This is a genomic window from Nonomuraea sp. 3-1Str (assembly GCF_031570565.1).
Lineage (GTDB): Bacteria > Actinomycetota > Actinomycetes > Streptosporangiales > Streptosporangiaceae > Nonomuraea.
The window spans coordinates 264,595-285,982 of sequence record NZ_JALHBK010000004.1 but is presented as its reverse complement, the minus strand read 5'-3'; the positions used below and the strand labels follow the sequence as shown (position 1 = coordinate 285,982).

The following is a 21,388-nucleotide window of genomic DNA, read 5'->3' as shown; positions in this document are numbered from 1 at the left end:
CCCTCCGCCCGACGAACATCAGCGGACAGGGCTACATCGACTGTTTTAAGGAGCGATACCGTGGCTTCCGTCTGCGATGTCTGCCGCAAGGGCCCGATCTTCGGCAACAACGTTTCCCACTCCCACCGCCGTACCCGTCGCCGTTGGAACCCCAACATCCAGACGGTTCGCGCGGTCGTCGGCGGCACGCCGAAGAAGCTGAACGTGTGCACCTCGTGCATCAAGGCGGGCAAGGTCACCCGCTAGTACCGATCTTCGCGAAAGCCCGCCGCTCCCGGCCGAGCGGCGGGCTTTCGTCATGCCCGAGGAGCGACGGGCGATCAGCGCCACCGCCAGGCGTGGTCCACCGGGCCGATGCCCTCGCCGAGCGGGAAACCCAGCCGGATCGCCCCCGTGACGTACTCCTTGGCCTTGCCCACCGCCCCCGGCACGTCCTCGCCCATCGCGAGGTGGGAGGCGATCGCCGAGGCGAGCGTGCAGCCCGTGCCGTGGGTGTGGCGGTTGTCGAGTCGCTCGGCCGTGAAGCGGTACTCGCGGGCGCCGTCGGTCAGCAGGTCCACCGGCTCGCCGGGCAGGTGCCCGCCCTTGATGAGCGCCCAGGCGGGGCCCAGCTCCAGCACCGCGTCGGCGGCCCGCCGCATGCCGTCCTCGTCCTCGACCTTGACCGAGGTGAGCTGCTCGACCTCCCACAGGTTCGGCGTGACGACGGTGGCGACGGGCAGCAGCCGCGTGCGCATCGTCTCGACGGCCTCGGGCGCGAGCAGGGAGTCGCCGTGCTTGGACACGCCCACGGGATCGACCACGACCGGCGCCTCGTACGCGCCGAGCGTCACGGCCACGACCTCGACCAGTTCGGGTGAGGCGAGCATGCCGGTCTTGACCGCCTGCGCACCGATGTCGCCCAGCACGGAGTCGAGCTGGGCGCGCACGGCCTCGGCGGGCAGCTCCCAGTAGCCCTGGACGCCGACGGAGTTCTGGGCCGTCACGGCGGCGATCACGCTCATGCCGTGCACACCCAGGGCCAGCATGGTCTTGAGATCGGCCTGGATGCCCGCACCGCCGCCGGAGTCGGATCCGGCGACGGTCAATACACGCGGAGGGGTCGTAGCGGTCATGTCCCCATCCAACCATTCCGCCGTCCGCGCCCTCCGCGGCCGGCAGGGCGCCGTGGGAGGGGCGACGGCAGGAGGCGGGCGACCCTTGCGCCGCCCGCCCTGGGCACGTCAGTCGACGGCGCAGTCCCCGCCCACGAGGCCGCAGTTCCGCGGCTCGGTGGCACGGCCCGTGGCGGTGAAGGTGATCTCGGTCGAGTCGCCCTGGTCCAGCGAGTCCGGCAGGTCGATGATCAGCAGATCGCCGTCCTGCGTCCACTCCGCGCCCGTCATGTTCAGCACGCGCCCCTTCACCGGCACCGACACCGTGAGGGACTTGAGCGCCTGCGGCGAGGCGTTGGCCACGTCCAGGTGGGCCGTGTAGCCGGTCAGCCGCTGGCTGACCACGCTGAAGCCGAGGCTGACCGAGCCGCCGCCCATGGGCGCCGCCGTCTCGGTGGCCGGCGCCGTCGGCGCCGGGTTGCCCGAGGTGTTGTCCGCGGGGTCCGTGACCGTGATCGTGGCGACCTCCTCCGGCAGGGTCGTCTCGGTCGCCTGGAAGCTCGTCGGCAGCGGCTCCTCGGTGGCCCTGGCCGGCTTCTTGGTCTTGGTGGGCTTCGGCTGAGGCGAGGCGGTCCGGCGAGGGACGCGGGTGCCGGTCGTGGCCTGCGGGCCGGGAGTCCCGGAGGGCTGCGCCGTCTTGCCCGTGGGCTCCTCCGTCGGCTCCTCGGTCTCGTCCTCCGCCGGCCCGGTGTCCTCCTCGACGGGCTGGGAGCCCTGCGGACCGGACTGGTTGGTCGCCTGTACGGCGACGCAGCCGTCGCCGGGGCAGCCGGACGGCTGCGACCCTCCGCTCATCAGCTTCACGCCCGCCACGGTGCCGCCCAGCACGACGGCCACGGCCGCCACGGAGAGCAGCGCGAGGCGGCCCCGGCCCTTGGCCGGCGGCTCGGCGAACGGGTCGGCGTCACCGGACGGGGACTTGCGGCGCCCGCGGCGGCGCGGCTCGGGCTCACCGTCCCGCCCGCCGTCACGCTCCCCGTCACGGCCCCTGCCGCGCTCGGCATCGCGTTCTCCCGCGGGCTCGTCGTCGCCGGACCAGCCGGAGCCGAGGAACCCGTTGTCGGGCCGCTCCGACCACTCAGGGCCCTGCAGGTCCATCATGGTCGGGCTGCCGTACACCTTGACGTCGCCGGGCGCGGGCGGGCCGCCCGCCGGAGACTGGAGCGCCTGCGTCTGCCCGGACGCGTCCCGGTCCTGCCCGAACACCTGCGTGGCGTCGGCCCCGGACGGTCGCCGGCCCGCGGCTCCGAACGGGTCTGCGGCTCCGAACGGGTCCGCGGGCCCGAACCCGTGCGGCGCCCCAGGTGCGGCCGCGTGCGGGTCGGCGGCCCCGAACGCCTGCGGGCCCGAAGGAGCGTCGCCGCCGAACACGTTGGGGCTCGACGGACGGCCACCGCCCAACCCATGCGGGCCCGAAGGAGCGTCACCCCCGAACACGTTGGGGCTCGACGGGCGATCGCCGCCGAAGTCCTGCGGCATGCCGAAGGTCTGTGTGCTGTCTCCGACCTCGCCGCGTGCGGGCGCGTCCCAGACCCCGGGCTCGTCCCAGTTGGGAGGCCGTACGAAGGCACCCGTCGTCTCGAACGGCTGCTCCGCGGCCGGTCCCGGGCCGGCCGCGCCCCGCGGGGGCGGCTGCAGGGCTCCGGTGGTCTCGAACGGATCGTTCTCCGGGCGGCGGACGGCGGGGCCGGGCTCCTGCTTGGGCATCGGCGCCCACTGACCCGTCACCCCCACCTGGTCCGGCGGCTCCGGCCAGCCTGGCGGCTCGGCCTGCTGGTCGTCGGAGTCCCAGAAGGAGCTCCTGGCGGTCGGATCCGGCGCGGCGGCCCACTGCGCGGAGCGGTCGGTCAGTCCGAAGTCCTCGTCCTGAGAGTCGTCGGACCTGCCGTTCCCCCGTTCGCTCGCGTCGTCGGATCCACCTGTGCCGTGGCGGCCCATGGCTGCCCTTTCTTGCCGGTTACAGTGGCCGCCAATCTTCATAACACCTTCGCTACGACTTTGTCCCAGTATTCCCGTGAGTCACATCTCATATTGGGGAAATATCCTGCAAAACGGGACATCATGTCACTGAAAGTGATCCCAGCCACCCTGTCCAACGACACGTCCCCGTACGGTCACGCCTTCGCCGGCCACGACGGCCCCCACGACAAGCCACGCCGACCCGAGCCGTGCCCCGGCCGGGAACACGGCCGCGAGCGCGTGGTCCTCACCGCCCGTGAGCACCCAGTCGAGAGGATCGGCCCCGAGCTCCTCGGCGGCGGCGGCCACCGGCTTCCCCACCACGAGGGCGTCCGGGTCCACCTCCACCCGGACCCCGCCGGCCCGGGCGATGTGCCCCAGGTCCTGCAGCAGCCCGTCGCTCACGTCCAGCATCGCGGTGGCGCCCAGCCGCGCCGCCTCCGGTCCCTGCTCGTACGGCGGGCACGGCCGCCGGTGCGCCTCCACCGCCTCGAACAGCGCCCCCGCCTCCCGCGGGACGTCCCGACCGGCCTCCAGGAGAGCGAGACCCGCCGCGGCGTGGCCGAGCCGCCCCGCCACGGCCACCACCTGGCCGGGACGCGCCCCGGACCTGGTCACCGGAGCCCGCCCGCCCAGGTCGCCGAGCGCGGTCACCCCGAGCACCACCAGGTCGCTGCGGGCGATGTCGCCCCCGACCACGCTCGCCCCCACGACCGCGCACTCCTCGCGGAACCCGTCGGTCAGTGCGTCGAGCCAGCTGACCGGCAGATCCGCCGGCATGCCCAGCCCGACCACCAGAGACGTCGGAACCGCGCCCATGGCGGCCACGTCGGCGAGGTTCTGGGCCGCCGCCTTCCGGCCCACGTCATAGCCGCTGGACCAATCGCGCCGGAAGTGCCTACCCTCAATCAAGAGGTCCGTTGACACCACGACGCGCCCGTCCGGCGCACCGACCATCGCGGCATCATCGCCCGGTCCGAGTAGAACAGTGGCTCCTTGCGGTAGACGTCCGGAAATACGCCTTACCGCTCCGAATTCGCCGAGATCTCCGACTCTGATGACACACCTCCTGACCCACACAGGGTACGGTGGCCCTTCGGCGTGATCCAATCGCCCGGGAGGACGTAATGGTGCAGGCCTACATCCTTATTCAGACCGAAGTCGGCAAGGCGGCGAGCGTGGCCGGCGAGATCTCCGGCATCCCCGGAGTCACGCAGGCCGAGGACGTGACGGGACCGTACGATGTGATCGTGCGCGCGGAGGCCCGCAACGTCGATGAGCTGGGCAAACTCGTCGTGGCCCAGATCCAGGGCGTCGAGGGGATCACACGGACCCTGACATGCCCGATCGTGCACATCTGAGGTAGATCTTTCCGGGAGAACTCGCCGTCCATGCGTGCCGCCGCCATAGCGCCGCTGCTGCTCGCGCTCGCCGCGTGCGGGGCCGTCCAGGTCGAGCCGCCCACCCCGCAGGGCGAGGCGGCCTCGGCCTGCCAACGGTTGTCCGGGGTGCTGCCCCGCACGCTGGACGGCGCCGCACGCGGCACGTCCGTCCCCGAGTCGCCGTACGTGGCCGTCTGGGGTGAAGGGGAGATCGCGCTGCGCTGCGGCGTGCCGCGACCGGCCCGGATGGCGCCGACCGACCAGCTCCAGGAGATCGACGGGGTCGGCTGGTTCGCCGACCCCGACAAGCCCACCCTCTACACGGCCGTCGCGGCCCCGCTGTACGTGGAGGTGACGATCGCCGGGACGCACGTGGCCCCCCAGGTGCTCGCCGACCTCTCGGACCCGATCGGCCAGGTCACGCCGAAGCCCTGAGCGGGTCAGCGCAATCCGGCCGGACGGTTCAGGGCGAGCTGGACGAGCCGGTCCACCAGCTCCGGATAGCTCATCCCGGAGGCGGCCCACAACTGCGGCGCCACCGACAGCGACGTGAACCCCGGCATCGTGTTGATCTCGTTGAAGACGATCCGGCCCTCGGGCGTGTAGAAGAAGTCCACCCGCGCGAGCCCCTCGCACTCCAGCGCCTCGAACGCCCGCACGGCCATCGCCCGCAGCTCCTCCGCCACCTCGCCCGGCAGGTCGGCGGGCACGGTCAGCGACATCTGGTCAGGGTAGTACTTGGCCTCGAAGTCGAAGAACTCCTGACCGCCCTCGACCCTCACCTCGCCGGGCAGCGACGCCCGCGACGGCTCGTCGCCGAGCGACTGGAGCACCGCGCACTCGATCTCGCGCCCCTCGACCGCCGCCTCGACCAGCACCTTGGGGTCGTGCCGCCGGGCCGTCTCCACCGCCTCGGCCAGCGTCGCCCGGTCGTGCGCCTTGGAGATGCCCTGCGACGAGCCGGCCCGCGCCGGCTTGACGAACACCGGCCAGCCGAGCAGCTCCTCGGCCTCCTTCAGCACCCGCTCCCGGTCGAGCCGCCAGTCGCGGTCGCGCACCACCACATACCGCCCGACCGGCAGCCCGGCCGCGGCCATGACGGTCTTCATGTACGCCTTGTCCATGCCGACGGCGCTGGCCAGGACCCCGGAGCCGACGTACCGCACGCCGGCCATCTCCAGCAGCCCCTGGATCGTGCCGTCCTCGGCGAACGGCCCGTGCATCACCGGGAACACCACGTCCACCGTGCCCAGCTCGACCGGGATGCTGCCCGGGTCGTAGGCCACGAGCGAGCCCTGGCCGGGCGGCACGGCGAGCGCGGCGCCGGAGGTGTCGACGCTGGGCAGCTCCCCCTCCTCGATGGCGAACCGCTGGCCGGCCGCGGCGAGCACCCACCTGCCGTCCTGGGCGATCCCCACCGGGATCACCTCGTACTTGTCCTTGTCGATCGCCTCCAGCACGCTGCCCGCGCCCATCAGGGACACGGCGTGCTCGGAATTACGACCCCCGAAAACGACGGCGACACGTGGCTTGCTCATGACGTCCGAATCTACCGGCGTGTCCGCACCACAGCGAGCCAAGCACGCCGGTGTTGTCCGCAATGGTCAGACCCCATAACGCTCAGGCTTCGGCGAACGGGACATCAACAGCATGCCCGCCTCGCTGGGCGACATGCCGTCGTGGACGACGCCCACGACCACCTCGGTGATCGGCATCTCGACGTCGTGCTTCCTGGCCAGCTCCAGCACCGACTCGCACGACTTGACGCCCTCGGCGGTCTGCTTGGTGGCGGCCACGACCTCCTCCAGCGTCATGCCGCGGCCCAGGCGCTCGCCGAACGTGCGGTTGCGCGACAGCGGCGAGGTGCAGGTCGCCACCAGGTCGCCCATCCCGGCCAGCCCGGCGAACGTGTGCGGGTCGGCCCCGAGCGCGGCACCCAGCCGCGAGATCTCCGCCAGCCCCCGGGTCATCAGCATCGCGGCGACGTTGTCGCCCATGCCCATGCCCACCGCGACGCCGACGGCCAGCGCGATGACGTTCTTGACCGCGCCGCCCAGCTCCACGCCCACCACGTCGGTGTTGGTGTAGGGGCGGAACCACGGCGGCAGGTGGCAGGCGCTCTGCAGGCGCGCGGCCACGCTCTCGTCGCTGCACGCCACGACGGTGGCGGCGGGCTGACGCTGGACGATCTCCTTGGCGAGGTTGGGGCCCGAGACGACCGCCACCCGCTCCTCGGGGACGCCCGCCACCTCGCGGATCACCTCGCTCATCCGCTTGGTGGTGCCCAGCTCGACGCCCTTCATCAGGCTGACCAGCACCGCGTCCGGCGGGATGTGCGCGCGCCAGGCGGCCAGGTTGGCCCGCAGCGTCTGCGACGGCACGGCCAGCACCACGAAGTCGGCCCCGTCCAGTGCCTCGGCCGGGTCGGTCGTCGCGCGCAGCGAGGCGGGCAGCGTCACACCCGGCAGGTAGTCGAGGTTGATGTGGGTACGGTCGATCGCCTCGACCAGCTCCGGCCGCCGCCCCCACAGCGTGGTCTCGTTGCCCGCCTCGGCCAGGATCATGGCGAACGTGGTGCCCCACGAGCCGGTGCCGAACACCGCCGCCTTCGTCATCGGGTCACCGTCCGGCCGGGTCGTAGGGAGTTTCGGGCGCCTTCTCGCCGCGCAGCTCGGCGAGCTGCACGGTGATCGCCGCCATGATGTCGGCGGTCGCGTCGCGCAGCACCTCCCCCTGCGGCGGCTTGCCGGAGTACCGCGACAGGTCCACCGGCGGCCCCACCGACACGCGGAACGTCTTGCGCGGGAACAGCCTGGGCCTCTTCTCCCCGTACGGCAGCAGCTCCTGCGCCCCCCAGTGGGCCACGGGGATCACCGGGGCGCCGCTCGCCAGGGCCAGCCGGGCAGCGCCGGTCTTGCCCACCATCGGCCACAGGCCGGGGTCGCGGGTGCAGGTGCCCTCGGGGTAGAAGAAGATCGCACCGCCGTCGCGCAGCCGCTGCTCCGAGGCCTCCAGCGACCTGGCCGCCTCGCTGCTGCCCCGCTCGACGGGGATCGCGCACAAGGAGCGCACGGCGTGGCCGAGCAGCGGCACCCGGAACAGCGCCGCCTTGGCCAGGATGACCGGCCAGCGCCCGTTGTTGTACAGGAAATGGGACAGCAGCACGGGGTCGGACCACGACAGGTGGTTGGCGGCGATGATGACACCGCCCGCACGCGGGATCCGCTCCCCATGGCGCCAGTCATGCCTGACCAGGAGCAGCGACAGTGGCTTCACGATCACCACGGCCAGGGTCTCCCAGAAACGCGATGGTCGCGTGAGGCGCCTCATGCTCTCCTCCAACCCTCCAACACGAACGTATCGCGCCCCAAGTCTCCCGGTTGGCCGCGTGGGATGTCGAGGCGCGATGCTTAACCCTTTGGCCTCTCCCCCAGCCACTGCCTGGGGATCCACCACTCACGAGGTGGCTTCCTGCTTCACCGAGCCGAGCCCTCGCCGCTCTCGCGAGTCGGGTCTTACCGTCCCTCCACAGGCGTTTCGCCTCTCCGCCAGCCCGGCGGCGAGGATGTTGCGGGCCGCGTTCACGTCGCGGTCATGGGAGTCGCCGCAGGCGCACCGCCATACCCGAGCATCTAACGGCATGCGCGGCCCTATCGTTCCGCAACCGGAGCACAATCTGGACGAAGGGAACCAACGGTCCACCACGATCAGCTCTCTGCCACGCCAGGCCGCCTTGTACTCCAACATGCTTCGCAGCATCCGCCAACTCGCATCGGAGATGGCGCGCGCCAGACCACGGTTCTTGACCATGTTCCGCACCGCGAGATCTTCAACGGCGATCACTTGGTTCTCGCGAACAAGCCGTGTGGAGATCTTGTGGAGATGGTCTCTTCTGCGGTCGGCGATCCGACCATGAAGGCGCGCCACCCGCAACCGTGCTTTCTCCCGGTTGGCCGACCCCTTCTGTTTGCGAGCGAGGGCACGCTGGGCTCTGGCGAGCCTGCGCCGATCCGCCTGCTCATGCCGGGGGTTGGGAATCTTCTCGCCAGTGGATAACGCCGCCAGCGCCGAGATGCCGACGTCCACCCCCACCACATGCTCTGTCGGACAGAGCCCCTGGATGGTGTCCTCACAGAGGATCGACACGAACCAGCGCCCCGCCGCATCCTTCGATACCGTCACCGTGGACGGCTGCGCCCCCTTTGGCAGTGGGCGCGACCACACGATGGCCAATGGCACGCCCATCTTCGCCAGCGTCAGCGCTCCGTCGTGGTAACGGAACGCACTACGGGTGTACTCCGCCGACAGACGTGACCGCCTACGCGACTTGAATGTCGGATGCCCGGCGTGTCCGGCGAAGAAGTGCGAGAAAGCAGCCTGGAGATGCCTGAGCGCTTGCTGCAACGGCACACTGGACACATCCCTCAGGAAGGCCAATCCCTCGGTGCCTTTCCACTGCGTGAGCGCCGCCGAGGACTCCGCGTACGAGATGCGGCGGCCTTCCGCGAAAGCGCGGGTGCGTTCCTCCAGCGCTCTGTTGTAGACCAGGCGAACACAGCCGAACGTCCGGACGAGCTCCTCGGCCTGCTCGGCAGTGGGATAGAAGCGGTATTTGAAGGCCCGCTTCACCGTCCGCGCCATGCGCAGACACTAGTGCAAGCCCCAGCCGACTATCGTACGAACGTTCGGACTCATGCCCGCGCGCTGAGCCTCCTGTCCTGGGGCTTACGGTTGAGCAATGCCCGACAGCGGAATCCACAGCTCAGGGGAGCGGCTATGAGCAACCGCTGGTCACTGGTCGTCCCGGTGAAGACGCTGGTCGCGGCGAAGACGCGGCTGGCCGCCGCGACCGGTCCGCATCGTACGCGGCTGGCCGTCGCCGTGGCCTGTGACACCGTGTCGGCCGCGCTGGCCTGCCCGGCCGTGGCCCGGGTGGTCGTCGTGACCGCCGATCCCGCCGCCGCCGGGCCGCTCGCCGCGCTGGGCGCGGACGTGGTGCACGACCCCGACCGCGGGCTCAACACCGCGCTGCGCACGGGCGCCGCCCATGCGGTACGCCTGGCCCCCGGTGACCCCGTGGGAGCGCTGCAGGCGGACCTGCCCGCGCTGCGGCCCGCGGAGCTGGCCGTGGTGCTGGCCGCCGCGGCGGACTTCGACCAGGCGTTCGTGCCGGACGCGCTGGACGTGGGCACCACCTTCTACGGCGTGCGGGCCGGGCTGCCGTTCACGCCCCGCTTCGGCGGGGAGTCGCGGGCCAGGCACCTGGCGGGCGGGGCCAAGGAGCTGTGCCTCGACGGCGTCGACTCGGTGCGGCGCGACGTGGACACCCCCGACGACCTGCGCGCGGCCGTCAGGCTGGGTCTCGGTCCGCACACCACGGCCGTGGTGGCGGAGCTGTGGCCGTCCTGAGCCGGGGCGCGGTGACGACCGCCAGGTGGGAGAGGCCGAGCGCGGCCACGCCCGTGGCGAACACCGTGTGACCGCCCGCCCGCTCCCCCAGCGCCCCGCCGAGCAGCCCGCCCAGCGGCACGGCGCCCCACATGAGGAAGCGCATGGCGGCGTTGACGCGGCCCAGCAGGTGCCCGGGGGTGACGCGCTGCCGGTGGCTCAGCTGGGCGACGCCGAAGACCGAACTGGCCGCGCCGAACAGCGCCCCGGCCACGGGCAGGAACGCCAGGCGCCACCCGGGCCCGGTGCCCAGCGCGGGCAGGTAGAGCACCGTGGCCAGCGCCGCCGAGCCGTACAGGGTGGCGCCCGTGCCGAAGCGGGCGGTCAGCCGCGGCACCAGCGCCGCGCCGGCCAGCGCCCCGCAGGCGGAGGCTGACAGCAGCAGTCCGTACGCGCCCGGCCCGACCCCGAGCTCCTTGACCAGGTAGAGCGGGAAGCCGACCGAGCAGACGCTGTTGGCCGCCATGGCCAGCGCCCCGCCGGCGGCGACGCGGCGCAGCACCGGCTCACGGGCGACGAAGGCCAGGCCCTCGGCCATCTCCCGGCGCAGCCGCCGCCGTTCCCGCCGTACCGGCCGCTCCTCGGCCCGTACGCGGGACAGGAGCAGCGCGGAGACGAGGTAGCTGGCGGAGTCGGCGAGCAGGGCGACGGGAGCGGTCAGGGCGTTGACGAGCCAGCCGCCCACGCCGGGGCCGGCCAGGAGGGAGACGTTGCGGGTGACCTCCAGGGCGCCGTTGCCGCGTTCGAGCCGGTCCTCGGGCACGACGGCGGGCAGCAGGCTCATGTGGGCCACGTCGAAGAACACCGTGCCGAACCCGACGACCAGCGCCACCGCGTAGAGCTGCGGCAGGGTGAGGACGCCCGCCCAGGCCGCGAGCGGGACCGTGGCCAGCGCCAGGCCGCGCACGAGGTCGGACCAGACCAGGATGGGCCGCCGGCGCACGCGGTCCACCCAGACGCCGGCCGGGAGACCCACGAGGAGGAAGGCGACCATCTGGGCGGCGGCGAGCAGCCCCAGCTCCAGGGCGCCGGCGTCCAGGGTGAGGACGGCGGCCAGGGGCAGGGCGACGGTGGTGACCTGCGTGCCCATCTGGGTCACCGCGTTCGCCCAGACGAAGCGCTGGAAGTCAGGGTTCGACCGCATAGGTGGAAATAGTTCCGTTCGGCGGCCCGAGCAAACGGAATAGGCTGGGACGCGTGCAGGCCACGGTGCGTACCTTCGACGAGGTCACCCGCTCCGGCACGGTCTTCCTCGACGACGGGACCGTGCTGCCCTTCGCGACGCACGCCTTCGACGCGGGCCCGCTGCTGCTGCTCCGCTCGGGTCAGCGGGTGCGGCTGGCGATGACGGACGGGGAGATCAGCTACGTCACGCTGTCCACGTTCCCCGTGCCCGAGCCTCCCGGGTGAGGAGGTCCGGGCAAAGGAACGCCCGGCCCCCGAGACGGGGACCGGGCGGGTGGGACGTCGTTACTTCTTCTTCGCGGCCTTCTTGCCGCCGGCGTTCACCAGCTCCTTGAAGTCCGACCCCGGCCGGAACTTCGGCCCCCAGCTCTCCTGGACCTTGATCTCGGCGCCGGTCGACGGGTTCCTGGCCGAACGCGCCGGCTTGTGGACCATCTCGAAGGCACCGAAGCCGGTGATCGAGACCTTGTCCCCACCGGCCACGGCCTTCTGGACGACGTCGATGATCGCGTTGACCGCCTCGGTCGCCGTCTTCCGGTCGCCGACCCGTTCTACTATGGCGTCAACGAGCTCTCGCTTGTTCATGTAAGTTGTGCTCCCCCCGTTACGGCTCGGGGTTCCAGCTAACGAAGTTCGACGTAGAAACCCCTTACACTCCCGAAACTAGGCCGGATTGCGGGCGAACTCAATCACCCGGCGTGCTTTCGGGTGCGCGTGGCGTGTCGGAATCGCCGTTCAGGGAGGCCAGAAGAAGATCCAGGCGGGCCGCGGCCCGTACCGGATCGCGCTTCGCGAGGTCGCAGATCGTCAGATATCTGCGCGCCAGCCGCTCTTTCCGGTCGGCGGGAAGCCCGGCCAGCACGGCGTTGACGCGGCGGTGCGCCTCGCGCAACCGCCGCGCCAGCTCGTCGTCCTCTAGACGGTCGTCGGCAGCCATGGCTGCCGCTCATTCTCGTACGCCGTCACGTCCTCCGCGTGCCGCAGGGTCAGGCCGATGTCGTCGAGCCCCTCCATGAGCCGCCAGCGGGTGTAGTCGTCGATCTCGAAGCCGACGGCCTCGCCCGCCCAGCGGACCTCGCGGCCGTCCAGGTCGACCGTCACCTGGAGCGTCGGGTCGGCCTCCACCGCGGCCTGGAGCTCCTCCACCTTGTCGCCCGGCAGGATGACCGGCAGCAGGCCCATCTTGGTGGAGTTGTTGCGGAAGATGTCGCCGAACCGGGCGGCGATCACGACGCGGAAGCCGTACTGCTGGAGCGCCCATACGGCGTGCTCGCGCGAGGAGCCGGTGCCGAAGTCGGGCCCGGAGACGAGGATCGAGGCGCCCTGGTAGGCGGGGTCGTTGAGGACGAAGCCGGGGTCCTCGCGCCAGGCGGCGAACAGGCCGTTCTCGAAGCCGGTGCGGCTGACCTGCTTGAGCCAGACGGCCGGGATGATCTGGTCGGTGTCGACGTTGCTGCGGCGCAGCGGCACCGCCGTACCGGTGTGGGTGGTGAACGCGTCCATGGTCGGGATCTCCTAGAGGTCGGCGGGAGCCGTCAGGCGGCCGGTGACGGCGGTCGCGGCGGCGACCTGCGGCGACACCAGATGGGTGCGGCCACCCTTGCCCTGGCGGCCCTCGAAGTTGCGGTTGGAGGTCGAGGCGCTGCGCTCGCCCGGCTGGAGCGTGTCGGGGTTCATGCCGAGGCACATGGAGCAGCCGGCCTCGCGCCACTCGGCGCCGGCGGCCTTGAACACCTCGTGCAGCCCCTCCTGCTCGGCCTGCAGCTTGACCAGCATCGAGCCGGGCACGATGAGGGTGCGAGTCCTCACCTGCCGGCCGCGCAGGATCTCGGCGGCCGAGCGCAGGTCCTCGATGCGGCCGTTGGTGCAGGAGCCGACGAACACGGTGTCGACCTCGATCTCGCGCAGCGGCGTGCCGGCGGTCAGCCCCATGTACTCCAGGGCGCGCTCGGCGGCGGAGCGCTCGATCGGGTCGGCGAAGCCCGCCGGGTCCGGGACGGACGCGTCCAGGGGCAGACCCTGGCCGGGGTTCGTGCCCCAGGTGACGTACGGCGTGAGCGTCGAGGCGTCGATCTCGACGACCTTGTCGAACTCGGCGTCGTCGTCGGTGCGCAGCGACGTCCAGTACTCGACCGCCTGGTCCCACTGCTCGCCGGAGGGGGCGTGCGGGCGGCCCTGGAGGTAGGCGAACGTGGTCTCGTCCGGGGCGATCAGGCCCGCGCGGGCGCCGGCCTCGATGGACATGTTGCACACCGTCATCCGGCCCTCCATGGAGAGCTTGCGGATGGCCTCGCCGCGGTACTCGACGATGTAGCCCTGGCCGCCGCCGGTGCCGATCTTGGCGATGATGGCGAGGATCAGGTCCTTGGCGGTGACGCCGACGGGCAGCTGGCCGGAGACCTCGATGGCCATGGTCTTGGGCCGGTAGGCGGGCAGGGTCTGCGTGGCCAGCACGTGCTCGACCTCGGAGGTGCCGATGCCGAACGCGATGCCGCCGAACGCGCCGTGCGTGGAGGTGTGCGAGTCGCCGCAGACGATCGTCATGCCGGGCTGCGTCAGGCCGAACTGCGGGCCGATGATGTGCACCACGCCCTGGCCGGCGTCGCCCATGGGGTGCAGCCGGATGCCGAACTCGGCGGCGTTCTTGCGCAGCGTCTCGACCTGGGTCTTGGACACCGGGTCGGCGATGGGGCCGAGCACCGTGGGGACGTTGTGGTCCTCGGTGGCGATGGTGAGGTCGGGCCTGCGCACCTTGCGCCCGGCGAGCCGGAGCCCGTCGAACGCCTGCGGGCTGGTCACCTCGTGGATGAGGTGCAGGTCGATATAGAGCAGGTCGGGCTCGCCGTCGGCGCGGCGCACGACATGCTGCTCCCAGACCTTCTCCGCCAGTGTGCGGCCCATGATCTCCTCCTGGTCAAGGCGATGCTCCGCCTGCTTGTGGCGATGCTCCGCATCGCAGCTCGGTCGCTCCTCAGTCCAGAGACCGGCGCTCCCTCGCCTGCTTGTGGCGATGCTCCGCATCGCGGCTCGGTCGCTCACGTCCGGTCTCTTCCCTCGTCGCTCCGGTCGCTTCGCTCCCTTCGCTCCTCAGTCCAGAGACCGGCGCTCCCTCGCCTGATGGCTTCGCTCCGACTTGCCTTCTCATATGTCGAGACGGCAGTATCGGCCTATGGACAACTCTAGCGGAGTCGGAGTACTCGACAAGGCCGTTCTGGTGCTCAATGCCCTCGAAGCCGGCCCGGCGTCGCTGGCGCAGCTCGTTCAGGCCACCGGATTGGCCCGCCCCACCGCGCATCGGCTCGCCGTCGCGCTCGAACACCACCGCATTGTGAGCCGTGACACACAGGGCAGGTTCGTCCTGGGTCCGCGCCTCTCGGAGTTGTCCACGGCCGCCGGCGAGGACCGGCTGCTCGCGGTGGCCTCGCCGGTGCTGATGCACCTGCGGGATCTGACGGGCGAGAGCGCGCAGCTCTATCGCCGCCAGGGTGACGAACGGGTGTGCGTGGCCGCCGCCGAACGCTCCAGCGGCCTGCGTGACACCGTGCCCGTGGGATCGGCGCTGCCCATGACGGCGGGCTCGGCGGCGCAGATCCTGCTGGCCTGGGAGGAGCCGGACCGGCTGCACCGCGGCCTGCGCGGCGCCAAGTTCACCGCGGCGACGCTCGCGTCGGTGCGACGCCGGGGCTGGGCGCACAGCGTGGGCGAGCGCGAGCAGGGCGTGGCGAGCGTTTCGGCGCCCATAAGGGGCAGCGGCGGCAAGGTCATCGCCGCGGTCTCGGTCTCGGGCCCCATCGAGCGGCTCACCCGGGCCCCCGGGCGGTTGCACGCCGTACCCGTGATGGCCGCCGCCGAGCGGATCACCGAATCGATGCGCCGCACGTCATGATCAGCAAAAGCACGCATTTGGGGGGCCGAGTGCGCCGCTGGCGCACTAGCCTGAGTGCGTGACAGATCGCATCGAGGTAGCCGCCACTGAGCTGCGACCCCTGCTCGAAGAGTTCATCATGTGGGCACGTGTCAACGCGCCCGACAGCGACCCCGAGCTCGTCGGGCCCGCCGCCCTGTGGCACCGTCTCGCCTTCTCCAGCGACCTCGGCACGTGGAAGCGCCCTGACCTGCGCAACCTCCTGCTGGACCGCATGCCGAAGGTCGTGGAGGACCCCGACGCCGCGGCCGACGGGATGCTGCCGGCCGTGGACGCCTACCTCACCTTCCTCTCCGAGACCGGGAGGCTGACCCAGGGCTCCGACACCCTGGACGGCCTGCGGGAGGAGCTCGACGACGTCGAGGACGAGTTCGTCGAGCTCATGGAGGAGCTCCTCGACGACTCCGAGGGCGGAGACGAGGACGAGGAGGAGACCAGCGATCTGGGAGACTTCGAGCCGTTCGCCGACGAGCTCGCCGCCCTGCCCACGATCCGGCTGCGGCCCGACTCCGAGCTGGCCGCCGCCGCCCGCGAGGTGCCGCTGATCGCCAAGGCCCGCGATCTGGCCCTGTGGGTCGGCTCGGGCCGCCGCGTCGGCGAGGACACCCTGCTGTCCGACGCCGAGGTCGAGGAGGCGCTGGCCGCCGTCGGCCTGGCCAGGCCGGAGACCGACGGCTCGCTCGCCGAGGCCGTCCCCCAGCTCTGGAACGTCTGGAACCTCGCCGTCGACCTGGAGTTCCTTGAGCCGGGCGAGGGCAACACGGTGGCGGTCCAGGACGACACGTCCGAGTGGCCGTTCGACGACGACGAGGACGTGCTCGACGCCTGGATGCTCGGCCTCCACTCGGTCGACTACGGCGACCCGGAGCTGCCCGACGACGACCTGACCATGGCCCTGTCGGGGCTCACCCGGGGCGTGCTGGTGCGGCTGCTGCTGGCCGGCGGCGCGCGCGAGCTCGACGGCCTGCGCCAGGAGCTGGCCGAGGCCGCGGCCGACCTGGACGAGCTGGGCTCCGACGCGTGGGAGGCGGCGGGCGACCCGCTGGCCCCGGCGATCGACTGGCTGACCGGCTACGGCATGGTCGCCCTCGACCCCGCCGAGGGCGCCGGCGGCACGCTCAGCCTGACGGCGCTCGGCACCGAGGGCGTCATCCACCTGGTGGACGACGCCGACGTCGAGATCGACGCGCGGCCCGCCATCGAGTCCATGAGCGCCCACGAGCTGCTCGCCCTCAGCGCCGAGCTGCCCGAGGAGGAGGCCGACGCCGAGTTCGCCGCGTGGATGCGGCTGCGCGAGCCGGCCAAGGCGGCCGAGGAGCTGCTCGACGCGGCGGCCGAGGACGAGAGCGACGCGCTCATCCGGGTCCAGGCCGCCAGCGTCGTGGGCACGCTCGGCGAGGCCGCGATCCCGGCCTGGGAGGCCGCGCTCAAGGAGCCGTCGCTGCGGCCGTACGCGGCCACGCACCTGAGCCAGCTGGAGATCGAGGGGGCGCCCGAGCCGACCGAGGACGACACCCACTGGCTGATCCTGGACATGTGGACCATCTCCGCCGGGCTCGGGCGGTCGGAGTTCGTCAGCAGCCTGCGCGACATCGGGCCGGAGCTGCTGAACAACCTCCTGGAAGTGATCTGGAAGATCCCGCACTCCCACGTGGAGGAGCTGCTGGACCTGATCTCCCAGGTGCATCCGGACAAGCAGGTCGCCAAGGCGGCCCGGCGGGCGCTGTTCAAGGCCCGCTCCAACGCCTCCTAGCCGCCGTGCCCGGGACCGCTGCCTGCGGTCCCGGGCCACAGGGCTCATCCGTCCGCGCGGCCGTCAGTCGAGGACACGCCTCCAGAACGGCCCGCCGCTCGCCATGGGCCATCACCGTGGCCGGGGCCGGCTCCATGCAACTGCCCAACGCGAAAACGCCCCGGCGCAGAGGCGCTCGGGGCGTGGATGAGAAAGAACGTAGTCCCGACCGGATTCGAACCGGCGCTACCGCCTTGAGAGGGCGGCGTCCTGGGCCACTAGACGACGGGACCTTCGCTGACTTGTGTGACTGTGGTAGTCCCGACCGGATTCGAACCGGCGCTACCGCCTTGAGAGGGCGGCGTCCTGGGCCACTAGACGACGGGACCATGTCCCACAAGTGATCCGCCGGGCTGCCCCGGCGACGGACGTAACTCTACCGCACCCCGGAGACCACAACCAAACTGCGATCACGCGCCGGTAGATCGCGGCATGGGTCCCGGTCCGCGCCCGCCCCCGGCCGCCGGCGCCGGTCGCCCAGCAGTCCGCGGCGGTACGCCTCCGCCACGGCCTCGCGGTTGGTCGCTCCCCCGGCGACCAGCCGCAGCACCTCCAGCTCCCGGGGGCTCAGCGTGCCACGGGCGGCCCTGAGAACCCGCTCGGGCAGGCGGGGCCCATGGCGGCGGGCTCGAGGACCGTCTCGGCGTTCTCGGCCATGGCGGCACGCAGCTCGCCGATCAACCGGCGATCGCTACCCATGCGCCCACCGCGGCGGCGTGCCGGCGGATCGCCGAGATCCGCGACAGTCTGGTGAAATGAAAAACGGACGCCTCGATTTCCGAGACATCCGCTGCTCACTGCTGGGGTACCAGGACTCGAACCTAGACTAACTGAACCAGAATCAGTCGTGCTGCCAATTACACCATACCCCACCGCTCCGAGCCCCGGGAGGCGCGTTCGGCGACGTCCGAAAGAATAGCCCAGCTTGGGGCCAGTGCCAAAACGATTCCCCCGGAACACCCGGCGGGCTTCTCCCCGTGCCAAGCTGAGGGGGACAAAACACCACGTGAGGAGCCCGAGCGTTGGCCGAGAACCCCTTGTTCGCCCCCAGTCCCCTGCCGTACCAACTGCCGCCTTTCGCCGACATCCGCGAGGAGCACTACCCGCCCGCGTTCGAGCGCGGGATGGCGGAGCAGCTGGCCGAGGTCGACGCGATCGCGGGAAGCGAGGAGCCGCCGACGTTCGACAACACGATCGCCGCGCTCGAACGCTCCGGCCGGCTGCTCGACCGCACCGCCACCGCGTTCTTCTCGGTCGCCGCGTCCGCCTCGACCGACGGGATCATGGAGATCGAGAAGCGGATCTCTCCCGAGCTGGCCAAGCACAGCGACGCCATCCGCCTCAACCGCGCCCTGTGGGCCCGCGTCAAGCAGGTCACCACCGAGGACCCCGAGGAGGCGTGGCTGCTGGAGAAGTACCGCGAGGACTTCGTCCGGGCCGGCGCCGACCTGTCCGAGACCGAGCAGGAGCGGCTCAGGGAGCTCAACGAGGAGCTGTCGCGGCTGTCCACCGAGTTCGCCCAGAACCTCATGCGCGCCTCTACCGAGTCCGCGCTCGTGGTGGAGGACCCCAAGGAGCTCGACGGGTTCGACGAGGACCGGATCGCGTCGCTGAAGCGCGAGGGCACGTACGTGCTGCCGCTGCTGAACTTCACCAACCAGCCCGGCCTCGCCCAGCTCACCGACCGCGACGTGCGCCGCCGGCTCTACACGCTGAGCGTGGAGCGGGCGCCGGCGAACTTCGGCCTGGCGATCCGCACGGCGACGCTGCGCGCCGAGCGGGCCAGGCTGCTCGGCTACCCGAGCCACGCCGCGTACAAGGTGGCCGACCAGACGGCCAAGACCGTGGAGGCGGTCGAGGAGATGCTGGGCCAGCTCGTCGGCCCGGCCGTGCGCAACGCCCGCAAGGAGGCGGAGGCGCTGGCCGAGCAGGCCGGCTTCGAGATCGAGCCGTGGGACTGGTCGTTCTACGCCGAGAAGGTGCGCCGGGCCCGCTACGACCTCGACGCGAGCGCGATGCGGCCGTACTTCGAGCTGGACCGCGTCTTCCGCGACGGCGTCTTCTTCGCGGCCACCCGTCTGTACGGCATCACGTTCACGCCGCGGCCGGACCTGCGCGGCTACCACGAGGACGTGCGCGTCTTCGAGGTGTTCAACGAGGACGGCGGCGCCCTCGGCCTGTTCGCGCTCGACCCGTACGCCCGGCAGGGCAAGCGAGGCGGCGCCTGGATGAACAACCTGGTCAACCAGTCGCTGCTGTTCGGCGAGAAGCCGGTGGTGCTCAACAACCTCAACCTCACCAAGCCCGCCTCCGGGCCGACCCTGCTCACCTACGACGAGGTGAACACGGCCTTCCACGAGTTCGGGCACGCGCTGCACGGGCTGTTCTCGGAGGTGCGCTTCCCGCGGGTCTCCGGGACGAGCGTGCCGCGTGACTTCGTCGAGTACCCGTCGCAGGTCAACGAGATGTGGGGGACCTGGCCAGAGGTGCTGGCCAACTACGCCCGCCACCACGAGACGGGCGAGCCGATGCCGGCCGAGCTCGTGGCGAAGATGAAGGCGGCCGAGCAGTTCAACCAGGGCTTCATGACGGTCGAGTACCTCGCCGCCACCCTGCTCGACTGGGCCTGGCACAAGCTGGAGCCCGGCCAGACGGTGGAGGACGCCGAGGCGTTCGAGCAGGCGGCCCTGGAGGCGGCCCAGATCGCCTTCCCGCCGGTCCGGCCGCGTTACCGGACCAACTACTTCGCGCACATCTTCTCGGGCGGCTACAGCGCCGGGTACTACTCCTACATCTGGAGCGAGGTGCTCGACGCGGAGAGCGTCGAGTGGTTCAAGGAGAACGGCGGGCTCAGGCGCGAGAACGGCGACCACTTCCGGCGCACGCTGCTGTCGAGGGGCGGCGCCACGGACCCGCTGACGGCCTTCCGCGAGTTCCGCGGGCGCGAGGCGTCCATCGAGCCGCTGCTGAAGCGCCGCGGCCTCGTCTGACCCTCTCCGGGCCTCGTGTACGGGGGCGAGGGTCGGGCACGGCCCCCGCTTCCCCGGTGGGGGACCTCCCGGTCCCTCACACCCCCCGGGTCCGGCCCGCGTGGACGGCGGCCGCCCTCCACGCCGCAGCGACTCAGGACTTGGTCGCCCAGGCCGGCCTGCAGAAGGACGTCTCCGAGAGCCGGGTGAAGGTCTTCAGGTAGTCGCTCCAGTCGCCGTTGATGTTGCTGACCAGCATGTGGGTGCCGTGCCGGTCGCCCATGGCGTATGACGTCGAGCCCTGGATGGAGCCGCCGCCGCCCCAGAGCGTGACCCCGCACGGGAGCTGCTGCGCGTAGACACCGAGGCCGTATCCGGTGTTCGGCAGCCAGTCCGCTCCCTCCGTCGAGACGGTGGTGAACATCTCCTTCTGCTGGGCCGGCGGGAGGAGACCTCCGCGCAGCAGGCTCTGCAGGAACCGGTGCAGGTCCGAGGTCGTCGAGATCATGCCTCCGGCGGCCCCGGCCCAGCTCGTGTCGATCTGGGTCACGTCGTGGATCGGCGTTTCCTGGCCGATCTCGTCGAACTTCGAGTAGTGGCGAGCGTGCGGGTCGCGGAGCTTCTCATCGCTTTCCGGCAGATACGTTCCCGTCAGGTGCAGCGGGCGGGCGATGCGGCGCTCGATCTCCTTCGCGAGCGTCGAGCCCGTCGCCTTCTCGACGATCATCCCGGCGAGGTTGTAGTTGACCTTGGAGTAGATGAAGCGCTTCCCGGGCTCCTCGGGGCGCGGGGTCTCCTGGCCGGGGACCGCGTCGGGGAGCCCGCTGGTGTGGTTGAGCAGCCGCCTGATGGTGATCTTCCGGCCGTCCGCGCCGAGGTGCTCCTCCACCACCCCCGGCAGCCACGCCGCCACGGTGTCGTCGAGGGTCAGCTCGCACTCGGCCGCCAGCTGGAGGACCACCGTGCCGGTGAAGGCCTTGGTGATGCTTCCGATGCGGAAGTGCTCACCCGGTCGCCGCTTGCGGCCGGTCTCCATGTCGGCCACTCCGGCCGTGCCGAACCACGGTGCCCGGCGACCGTCTCTGAGATCGGCGACGATGCCGGGCCCGCCACCGCCGGCCACGGCCTCGTCGAGCGCACGCTGGATCTCCGCGTGCTCCCTGTCGCGGTCGGCTGCGGCGGCATCGGGGATGGTCATGGTGGCTCCTACGGCAGTCAGGGCTACGGCGAGCAGGGCTCGGGCCCCCGAAATGGAGGCTCCGCCCGGCATGCAAGCAACCGTAGTTGACTAATCGCGAGATAGTCAACTGAGGTTGCTATTGCGGCGCTCGCCCGGCGAGAGAACCCGCGCCGGCCGGCTTCAGGTCGGGCGTGATCCCACCGCCGGTGACGCAGATCACAGCTCGTAGCGTGAACTCCTGCCTGCCGTCCGGGCGAAAGCCGGTGAACCAACGCGCAGCGACGGGAGCACCATGTGACCGCCGAAGATTCCGGCAGAGTCGACGAAGCCGAGTTGATACGGCGCTCGGAGCGCGATCCGACGCCGCCGGACGCAGCGGGCTGGGCGTGTGACT

22 protein-coding genes and 3 tRNA genes are annotated in these 21,388 nt (G+C 71.4%); 8 read left to right on the top strand and 17 right to left on the bottom strand.

What is annotated here, in order from left to right; all coding sequences use genetic code 11:
• Positions 1-60 precede the first annotated feature (60 nt).
• Positions 61-246, top strand: a complete 186-nt coding sequence (rpmB, locus tag MTP10_RS10130) for a 50S ribosomal protein L28 (RefSeq protein ID WP_253772968.1) — start codon at positions 61-63, stop codon at positions 244-246.
• A gap of 74 nt (positions 247-320) precedes the next feature.
• On the opposite strand, the gene thiD is transcribed toward rpmB, so the two are convergent.
• The 3 genes from thiD to MTP10_RS10115 all read right to left on the bottom strand — a co-directional run bounded on the left by thiD (position 321) and on the right by MTP10_RS10115 (position 4,130).
• Positions 321-1,115, bottom strand: a complete 795-nt coding sequence (thiD, locus tag MTP10_RS10125) for a bifunctional hydroxymethylpyrimidine kinase/phosphomethylpyrimidine kinase (RefSeq protein WP_310708798.1) — start codon at positions 1,113-1,115, stop codon at positions 321-323.
• Between the two features lie 108 nt (positions 1,116-1,223).
• On the bottom strand, positions 1,224-3,092 hold the full coding sequence (locus MTP10_RS10120; RefSeq protein WP_310708797.1) for a hypothetical protein: 1,869 nt from the start codon (positions 3,090-3,092) through the stop codon (positions 1,224-1,226).
• Positions 3,093-3,218: 126 nt separating this feature from the next.
• Positions 3,219-4,130 (bottom strand): thiamine-phosphate kinase, encoded by a 912-nt coding sequence (locus MTP10_RS10115; protein WP_397334443.1) that lies wholly within the window; start codon positions 4,128-4,130, stop codon positions 3,219-3,221.
• Between the two features lie 110 nt (positions 4,131-4,240).
• Here MTP10_RS10115 and MTP10_RS10110 point away from each other — a divergent pair, with 110 nt between their 5' ends.
• Both MTP10_RS10110 and MTP10_RS10105 read left to right on the top strand, forming a co-directional pair.
• Positions 4,241-4,474 carry an Lrp/AsnC ligand binding domain-containing protein gene (locus tag MTP10_RS10110; protein WP_310708796.1) on the top strand — a complete coding sequence of 78 codons (234 nt, stop codon included), beginning with the start codon at positions 4,241-4,243 and terminating at the stop codon, positions 4,472-4,474.
• A 30-nt stretch (positions 4,475-4,504) separates the two neighbouring features.
• Positions 4,505-4,930, top strand: a complete 426-nt coding sequence (locus MTP10_RS10105) for a DUF3515 domain-containing protein (protein ID WP_310708795.1) — start codon at positions 4,505-4,507, stop codon at positions 4,928-4,930.
• A gap of 5 nt (positions 4,931-4,935) precedes the next feature.
• Here MTP10_RS10105 and MTP10_RS10100 read toward each other — a convergent pair whose 3' ends face one another.
• From MTP10_RS10100 to MTP10_RS10085, 4 genes are all read right to left on the bottom strand, one after another.
• On the bottom strand, positions 4,936-6,033 hold the full coding sequence (locus MTP10_RS10100) for a D-alanine--D-alanine ligase family protein (protein WP_310708794.1): 1,098 nt from the start codon (positions 6,031-6,033) through the stop codon (positions 4,936-4,938).
• Positions 6,034-6,099: 66 nt separating this feature from the next.
• Positions 6,100-7,110 carry an NAD(P)H-dependent glycerol-3-phosphate dehydrogenase gene (locus tag MTP10_RS10095; protein WP_310708793.1) on the bottom strand — a complete coding sequence of 337 codons (1,011 nt, stop codon included), beginning with the start codon at positions 7,108-7,110 and terminating at the stop codon, positions 6,100-6,102.
• Between the two features lie 4 nt (positions 7,111-7,114).
• Complete coding sequence (locus MTP10_RS10090) at positions 7,115-7,825, bottom strand: lysophospholipid acyltransferase family protein (protein WP_310708792.1); 711 nt, start codon at positions 7,823-7,825, stop codon at positions 7,115-7,117.
• 126 nt (positions 7,826-7,951) lie between these two features.
• Positions 7,952-9,136: a transposase gene (locus tag MTP10_RS10085; RefSeq protein ID WP_310708791.1), complete on the bottom strand. Its 1,185-nt coding sequence runs from the start codon at positions 9,134-9,136 to the stop codon at positions 7,952-7,954.
• 135 nt (positions 9,137-9,271) lie between these two features.
• Between MTP10_RS10085 and cofC the strand changes: the two genes are divergently transcribed.
• The gene (gene cofC / locus MTP10_RS10080; RefSeq protein WP_310708790.1) at positions 9,272-9,904 is read left to right on the top strand and encodes a 2-phospho-L-lactate guanylyltransferase; all 633 of its coding nucleotides are present in this window, start codon (positions 9,272-9,274) and stop codon (positions 9,902-9,904) included.
• On the opposite strand, the gene MTP10_RS10075 is transcribed toward cofC, so the two are convergent.
• The gene (locus MTP10_RS10075; protein WP_310708789.1) at positions 9,846-11,087 is read right to left on the bottom strand and encodes an MFS transporter; all 1,242 of its coding nucleotides are present in this window, start codon (positions 11,085-11,087) and stop codon (positions 9,846-9,848) included. The genes cofC and MTP10_RS10075 overlap by 59 nt on opposite strands.
• A 53-nt stretch (positions 11,088-11,140) precedes the next feature.
• Here MTP10_RS10075 and MTP10_RS10070 point away from each other — a divergent pair, with 53 nt between their 5' ends.
• A complete protein-coding gene (locus MTP10_RS10070) occupies positions 11,141-11,353 on the top strand; it encodes a hypothetical protein (RefSeq protein WP_310708788.1) in 213 nt (70 codons plus the stop codon).
• 60 nt (positions 11,354-11,413) lie between these two features.
• On the opposite strand, the gene MTP10_RS10065 is transcribed toward MTP10_RS10070, so the two are convergent.
• From MTP10_RS10065 to leuC, 4 genes are all read right to left on the bottom strand, one after another.
• Positions 11,414-11,713: an HU family DNA-binding protein gene (locus MTP10_RS10065; RefSeq protein WP_310708787.1), complete on the bottom strand. Its 300-nt coding sequence runs from the start codon at positions 11,711-11,713 to the stop codon at positions 11,414-11,416.
• Between the two features lie 100 nt (positions 11,714-11,813).
• Complete coding sequence (locus tag MTP10_RS10060; RefSeq protein WP_310708786.1) at positions 11,814-12,065, bottom strand: hypothetical protein; 252 nt, start codon at positions 12,063-12,065, stop codon at positions 11,814-11,816.
• Entirely contained in the window at positions 12,044-12,631 is a 588-nt protein-coding gene (gene leuD, locus MTP10_RS10055) for a 3-isopropylmalate dehydratase small subunit (RefSeq protein WP_310708785.1), read from the bottom strand. Before leuD ends, MTP10_RS10060 begins: the two co-directional genes overlap by 22 nt.
• A gap of 12 nt (positions 12,632-12,643) precedes the next feature.
• The gene (leuC, locus tag MTP10_RS10050; protein WP_310708784.1) at positions 12,644-14,029 is read right to left on the bottom strand and encodes a 3-isopropylmalate dehydratase large subunit; all 1,386 of its coding nucleotides are present in this window, start codon (positions 14,027-14,029) and stop codon (positions 12,644-12,646) included.
• A gap of 268 nt (positions 14,030-14,297) precedes the next feature.
• On the opposite strand from leuC, the gene MTP10_RS10045 reads away from it, so the two are divergent.
• Together MTP10_RS10045 and MTP10_RS10040 are read left to right on the top strand one after the other, a co-directional pair.
• On the top strand, positions 14,298-15,014 hold the full coding sequence (locus MTP10_RS10045) for an IclR family transcriptional regulator (RefSeq protein ID WP_310708783.1): 717 nt from the start codon (positions 14,298-14,300) through the stop codon (positions 15,012-15,014).
• Positions 15,015-15,072: 58 nt separating this feature from the next.
• Positions 15,073-16,806, top strand: a complete 1,734-nt coding sequence (locus MTP10_RS10040) for a hypothetical protein (protein ID WP_310708782.1) — start codon at positions 15,073-15,075, stop codon at positions 16,804-16,806.
• Between the two features lie 199 nt (positions 16,807-17,005).
• Here the strand turns inward: MTP10_RS10040 and MTP10_RS10035 are convergent.
• The 4 genes from MTP10_RS10035 to MTP10_RS10020 all read right to left on the bottom strand — a co-directional run bounded on the left by MTP10_RS10035 (position 17,006) and on the right by MTP10_RS10020 (position 17,717).
• A tRNA-Glu gene (locus MTP10_RS10035) sits at positions 17,006-17,078 on the bottom strand.
• A gap of 20 nt (positions 17,079-17,098) precedes the next feature.
• A tRNA-Glu gene (locus MTP10_RS10030) sits at positions 17,099-17,174 on the bottom strand.
• Between the two features lie 238 nt (positions 17,175-17,412).
• Positions 17,413-17,544, bottom strand: coding sequence for a hypothetical protein (locus tag MTP10_RS10025; RefSeq protein WP_310708781.1), 132 nt, complete (start codon positions 17,542-17,544; stop codon positions 17,413-17,415).
• Between the two features lie 101 nt (positions 17,545-17,645).
• Positions 17,646-17,717: transfer RNA gene (locus tag MTP10_RS10020), tRNA-Gln, on the bottom strand.
• 150 nt (positions 17,718-17,867) lie between these two features.
• Here MTP10_RS10020 and MTP10_RS10015 point away from each other — a divergent pair.
• Positions 17,868-19,835 carry a M3 family metallopeptidase gene (locus MTP10_RS10015; RefSeq protein WP_310708780.1) on the top strand — a complete coding sequence of 656 codons (1,968 nt, stop codon included), beginning with the start codon at positions 17,868-17,870 and terminating at the stop codon, positions 19,833-19,835.
• A gap of 133 nt (positions 19,836-19,968) precedes the next feature.
• Here MTP10_RS10015 and MTP10_RS10010 read toward each other — a convergent pair whose 3' ends face one another.
• Positions 19,969-21,012 carry a serine hydrolase domain-containing protein gene (locus tag MTP10_RS10010; RefSeq protein WP_310708779.1) on the bottom strand — a complete coding sequence of 348 codons (1,044 nt, stop codon included), beginning with the start codon at positions 21,010-21,012 and terminating at the stop codon, positions 19,969-19,971.
• Between the last annotated feature and the right edge of the window lie 376 nt (positions 21,013-21,388).

Coding starts and splice junctions, on each gene's coding strand:
- MTP10_RS10010 (WP_310708779.1), bottom strand. CDS start 21,012: ATGACCATCCCCGATGCCGCCGCAGCCGACCGCGACAGGGAGCACGCG.
- MTP10_RS10110 (WP_310708796.1), top strand. CDS start 4,241: ATGGTGCAGGCCTACATCCTTATTCAGACCGAAGTCGGCAAGGCGGCG.
- MTP10_RS10065 (WP_310708787.1), bottom strand. CDS start 11,713: ATGAACAAGCGAGAGCTCGTTGACGCCATAGTAGAACGGGTCGGCGAC.
- MTP10_RS10100 (WP_310708794.1), bottom strand. CDS start 6,033: ATGAGCAAGCCACGTGTCGCCGTCGTTTTCGGGGGTCGTAATTCCGAG.
- MTP10_RS10120 (WP_310708797.1), bottom strand. CDS start 3,092: ATGGGCCGCCACGGCACAGGTGGATCCGACGACGCGAGCGAACGGGGG.
- MTP10_RS10095 (WP_310708793.1), bottom strand. CDS start 7,110: ATGACGAAGGCGGCGGTGTTCGGCACCGGCTCGTGGGGCACCACGTTC.
- MTP10_RS10060 (WP_310708786.1), bottom strand. CDS start 12,065: ATGGCTGCCGACGACCGTCTAGAGGACGACGAGCTGGCGCGGCGGTTG.
- MTP10_RS10105 (WP_310708795.1), top strand. CDS start 4,505: ATGCGTGCCGCCGCCATAGCGCCGCTGCTGCTCGCGCTCGCCGCGTGC.
- MTP10_RS10085 (WP_310708791.1), bottom strand. CDS start 9,136: ATGGCGCGGACGGTGAAGCGGGCCTTCAAATACCGCTTCTATCCCACT.
- MTP10_RS10045 (WP_310708783.1), top strand. CDS start 14,298: ATGGACAACTCTAGCGGAGTCGGAGTACTCGACAAGGCCGTTCTGGTG.
- MTP10_RS10090 (WP_310708792.1), bottom strand. CDS start 7,825: ATGAGGCGCCTCACGCGACCATCGCGTTTCTGGGAGACCCTGGCCGTG.
- leuD (WP_310708785.1), bottom strand. CDS start 12,631: ATGGACGCGTTCACCACCCACACCGGTACGGCGGTGCCGCTGCGCCGC.
- cofC (WP_310708790.1), top strand. CDS start 9,272: ATGAGCAACCGCTGGTCACTGGTCGTCCCGGTGAAGACGCTGGTCGCG.
- leuC (WP_310708784.1), bottom strand. CDS start 14,029: ATGGGCCGCACACTGGCGGAGAAGGTCTGGGAGCAGCATGTCGTGCGC.
- thiD (WP_310708798.1), bottom strand. CDS start 1,115: ATGACCGCTACGACCCCTCCGCGTGTATTGACCGTCGCCGGATCCGAC.
- MTP10_RS10025 (WP_310708781.1), bottom strand. CDS start 17,544: ATGGGTAGCGATCGCCGGTTGATCGGCGAGCTGCGTGCCGCCATGGCC.
- MTP10_RS10075 (WP_310708789.1), bottom strand. CDS start 11,087: ATGCGGTCGAACCCTGACTTCCAGCGCTTCGTCTGGGCGAACGCGGTG.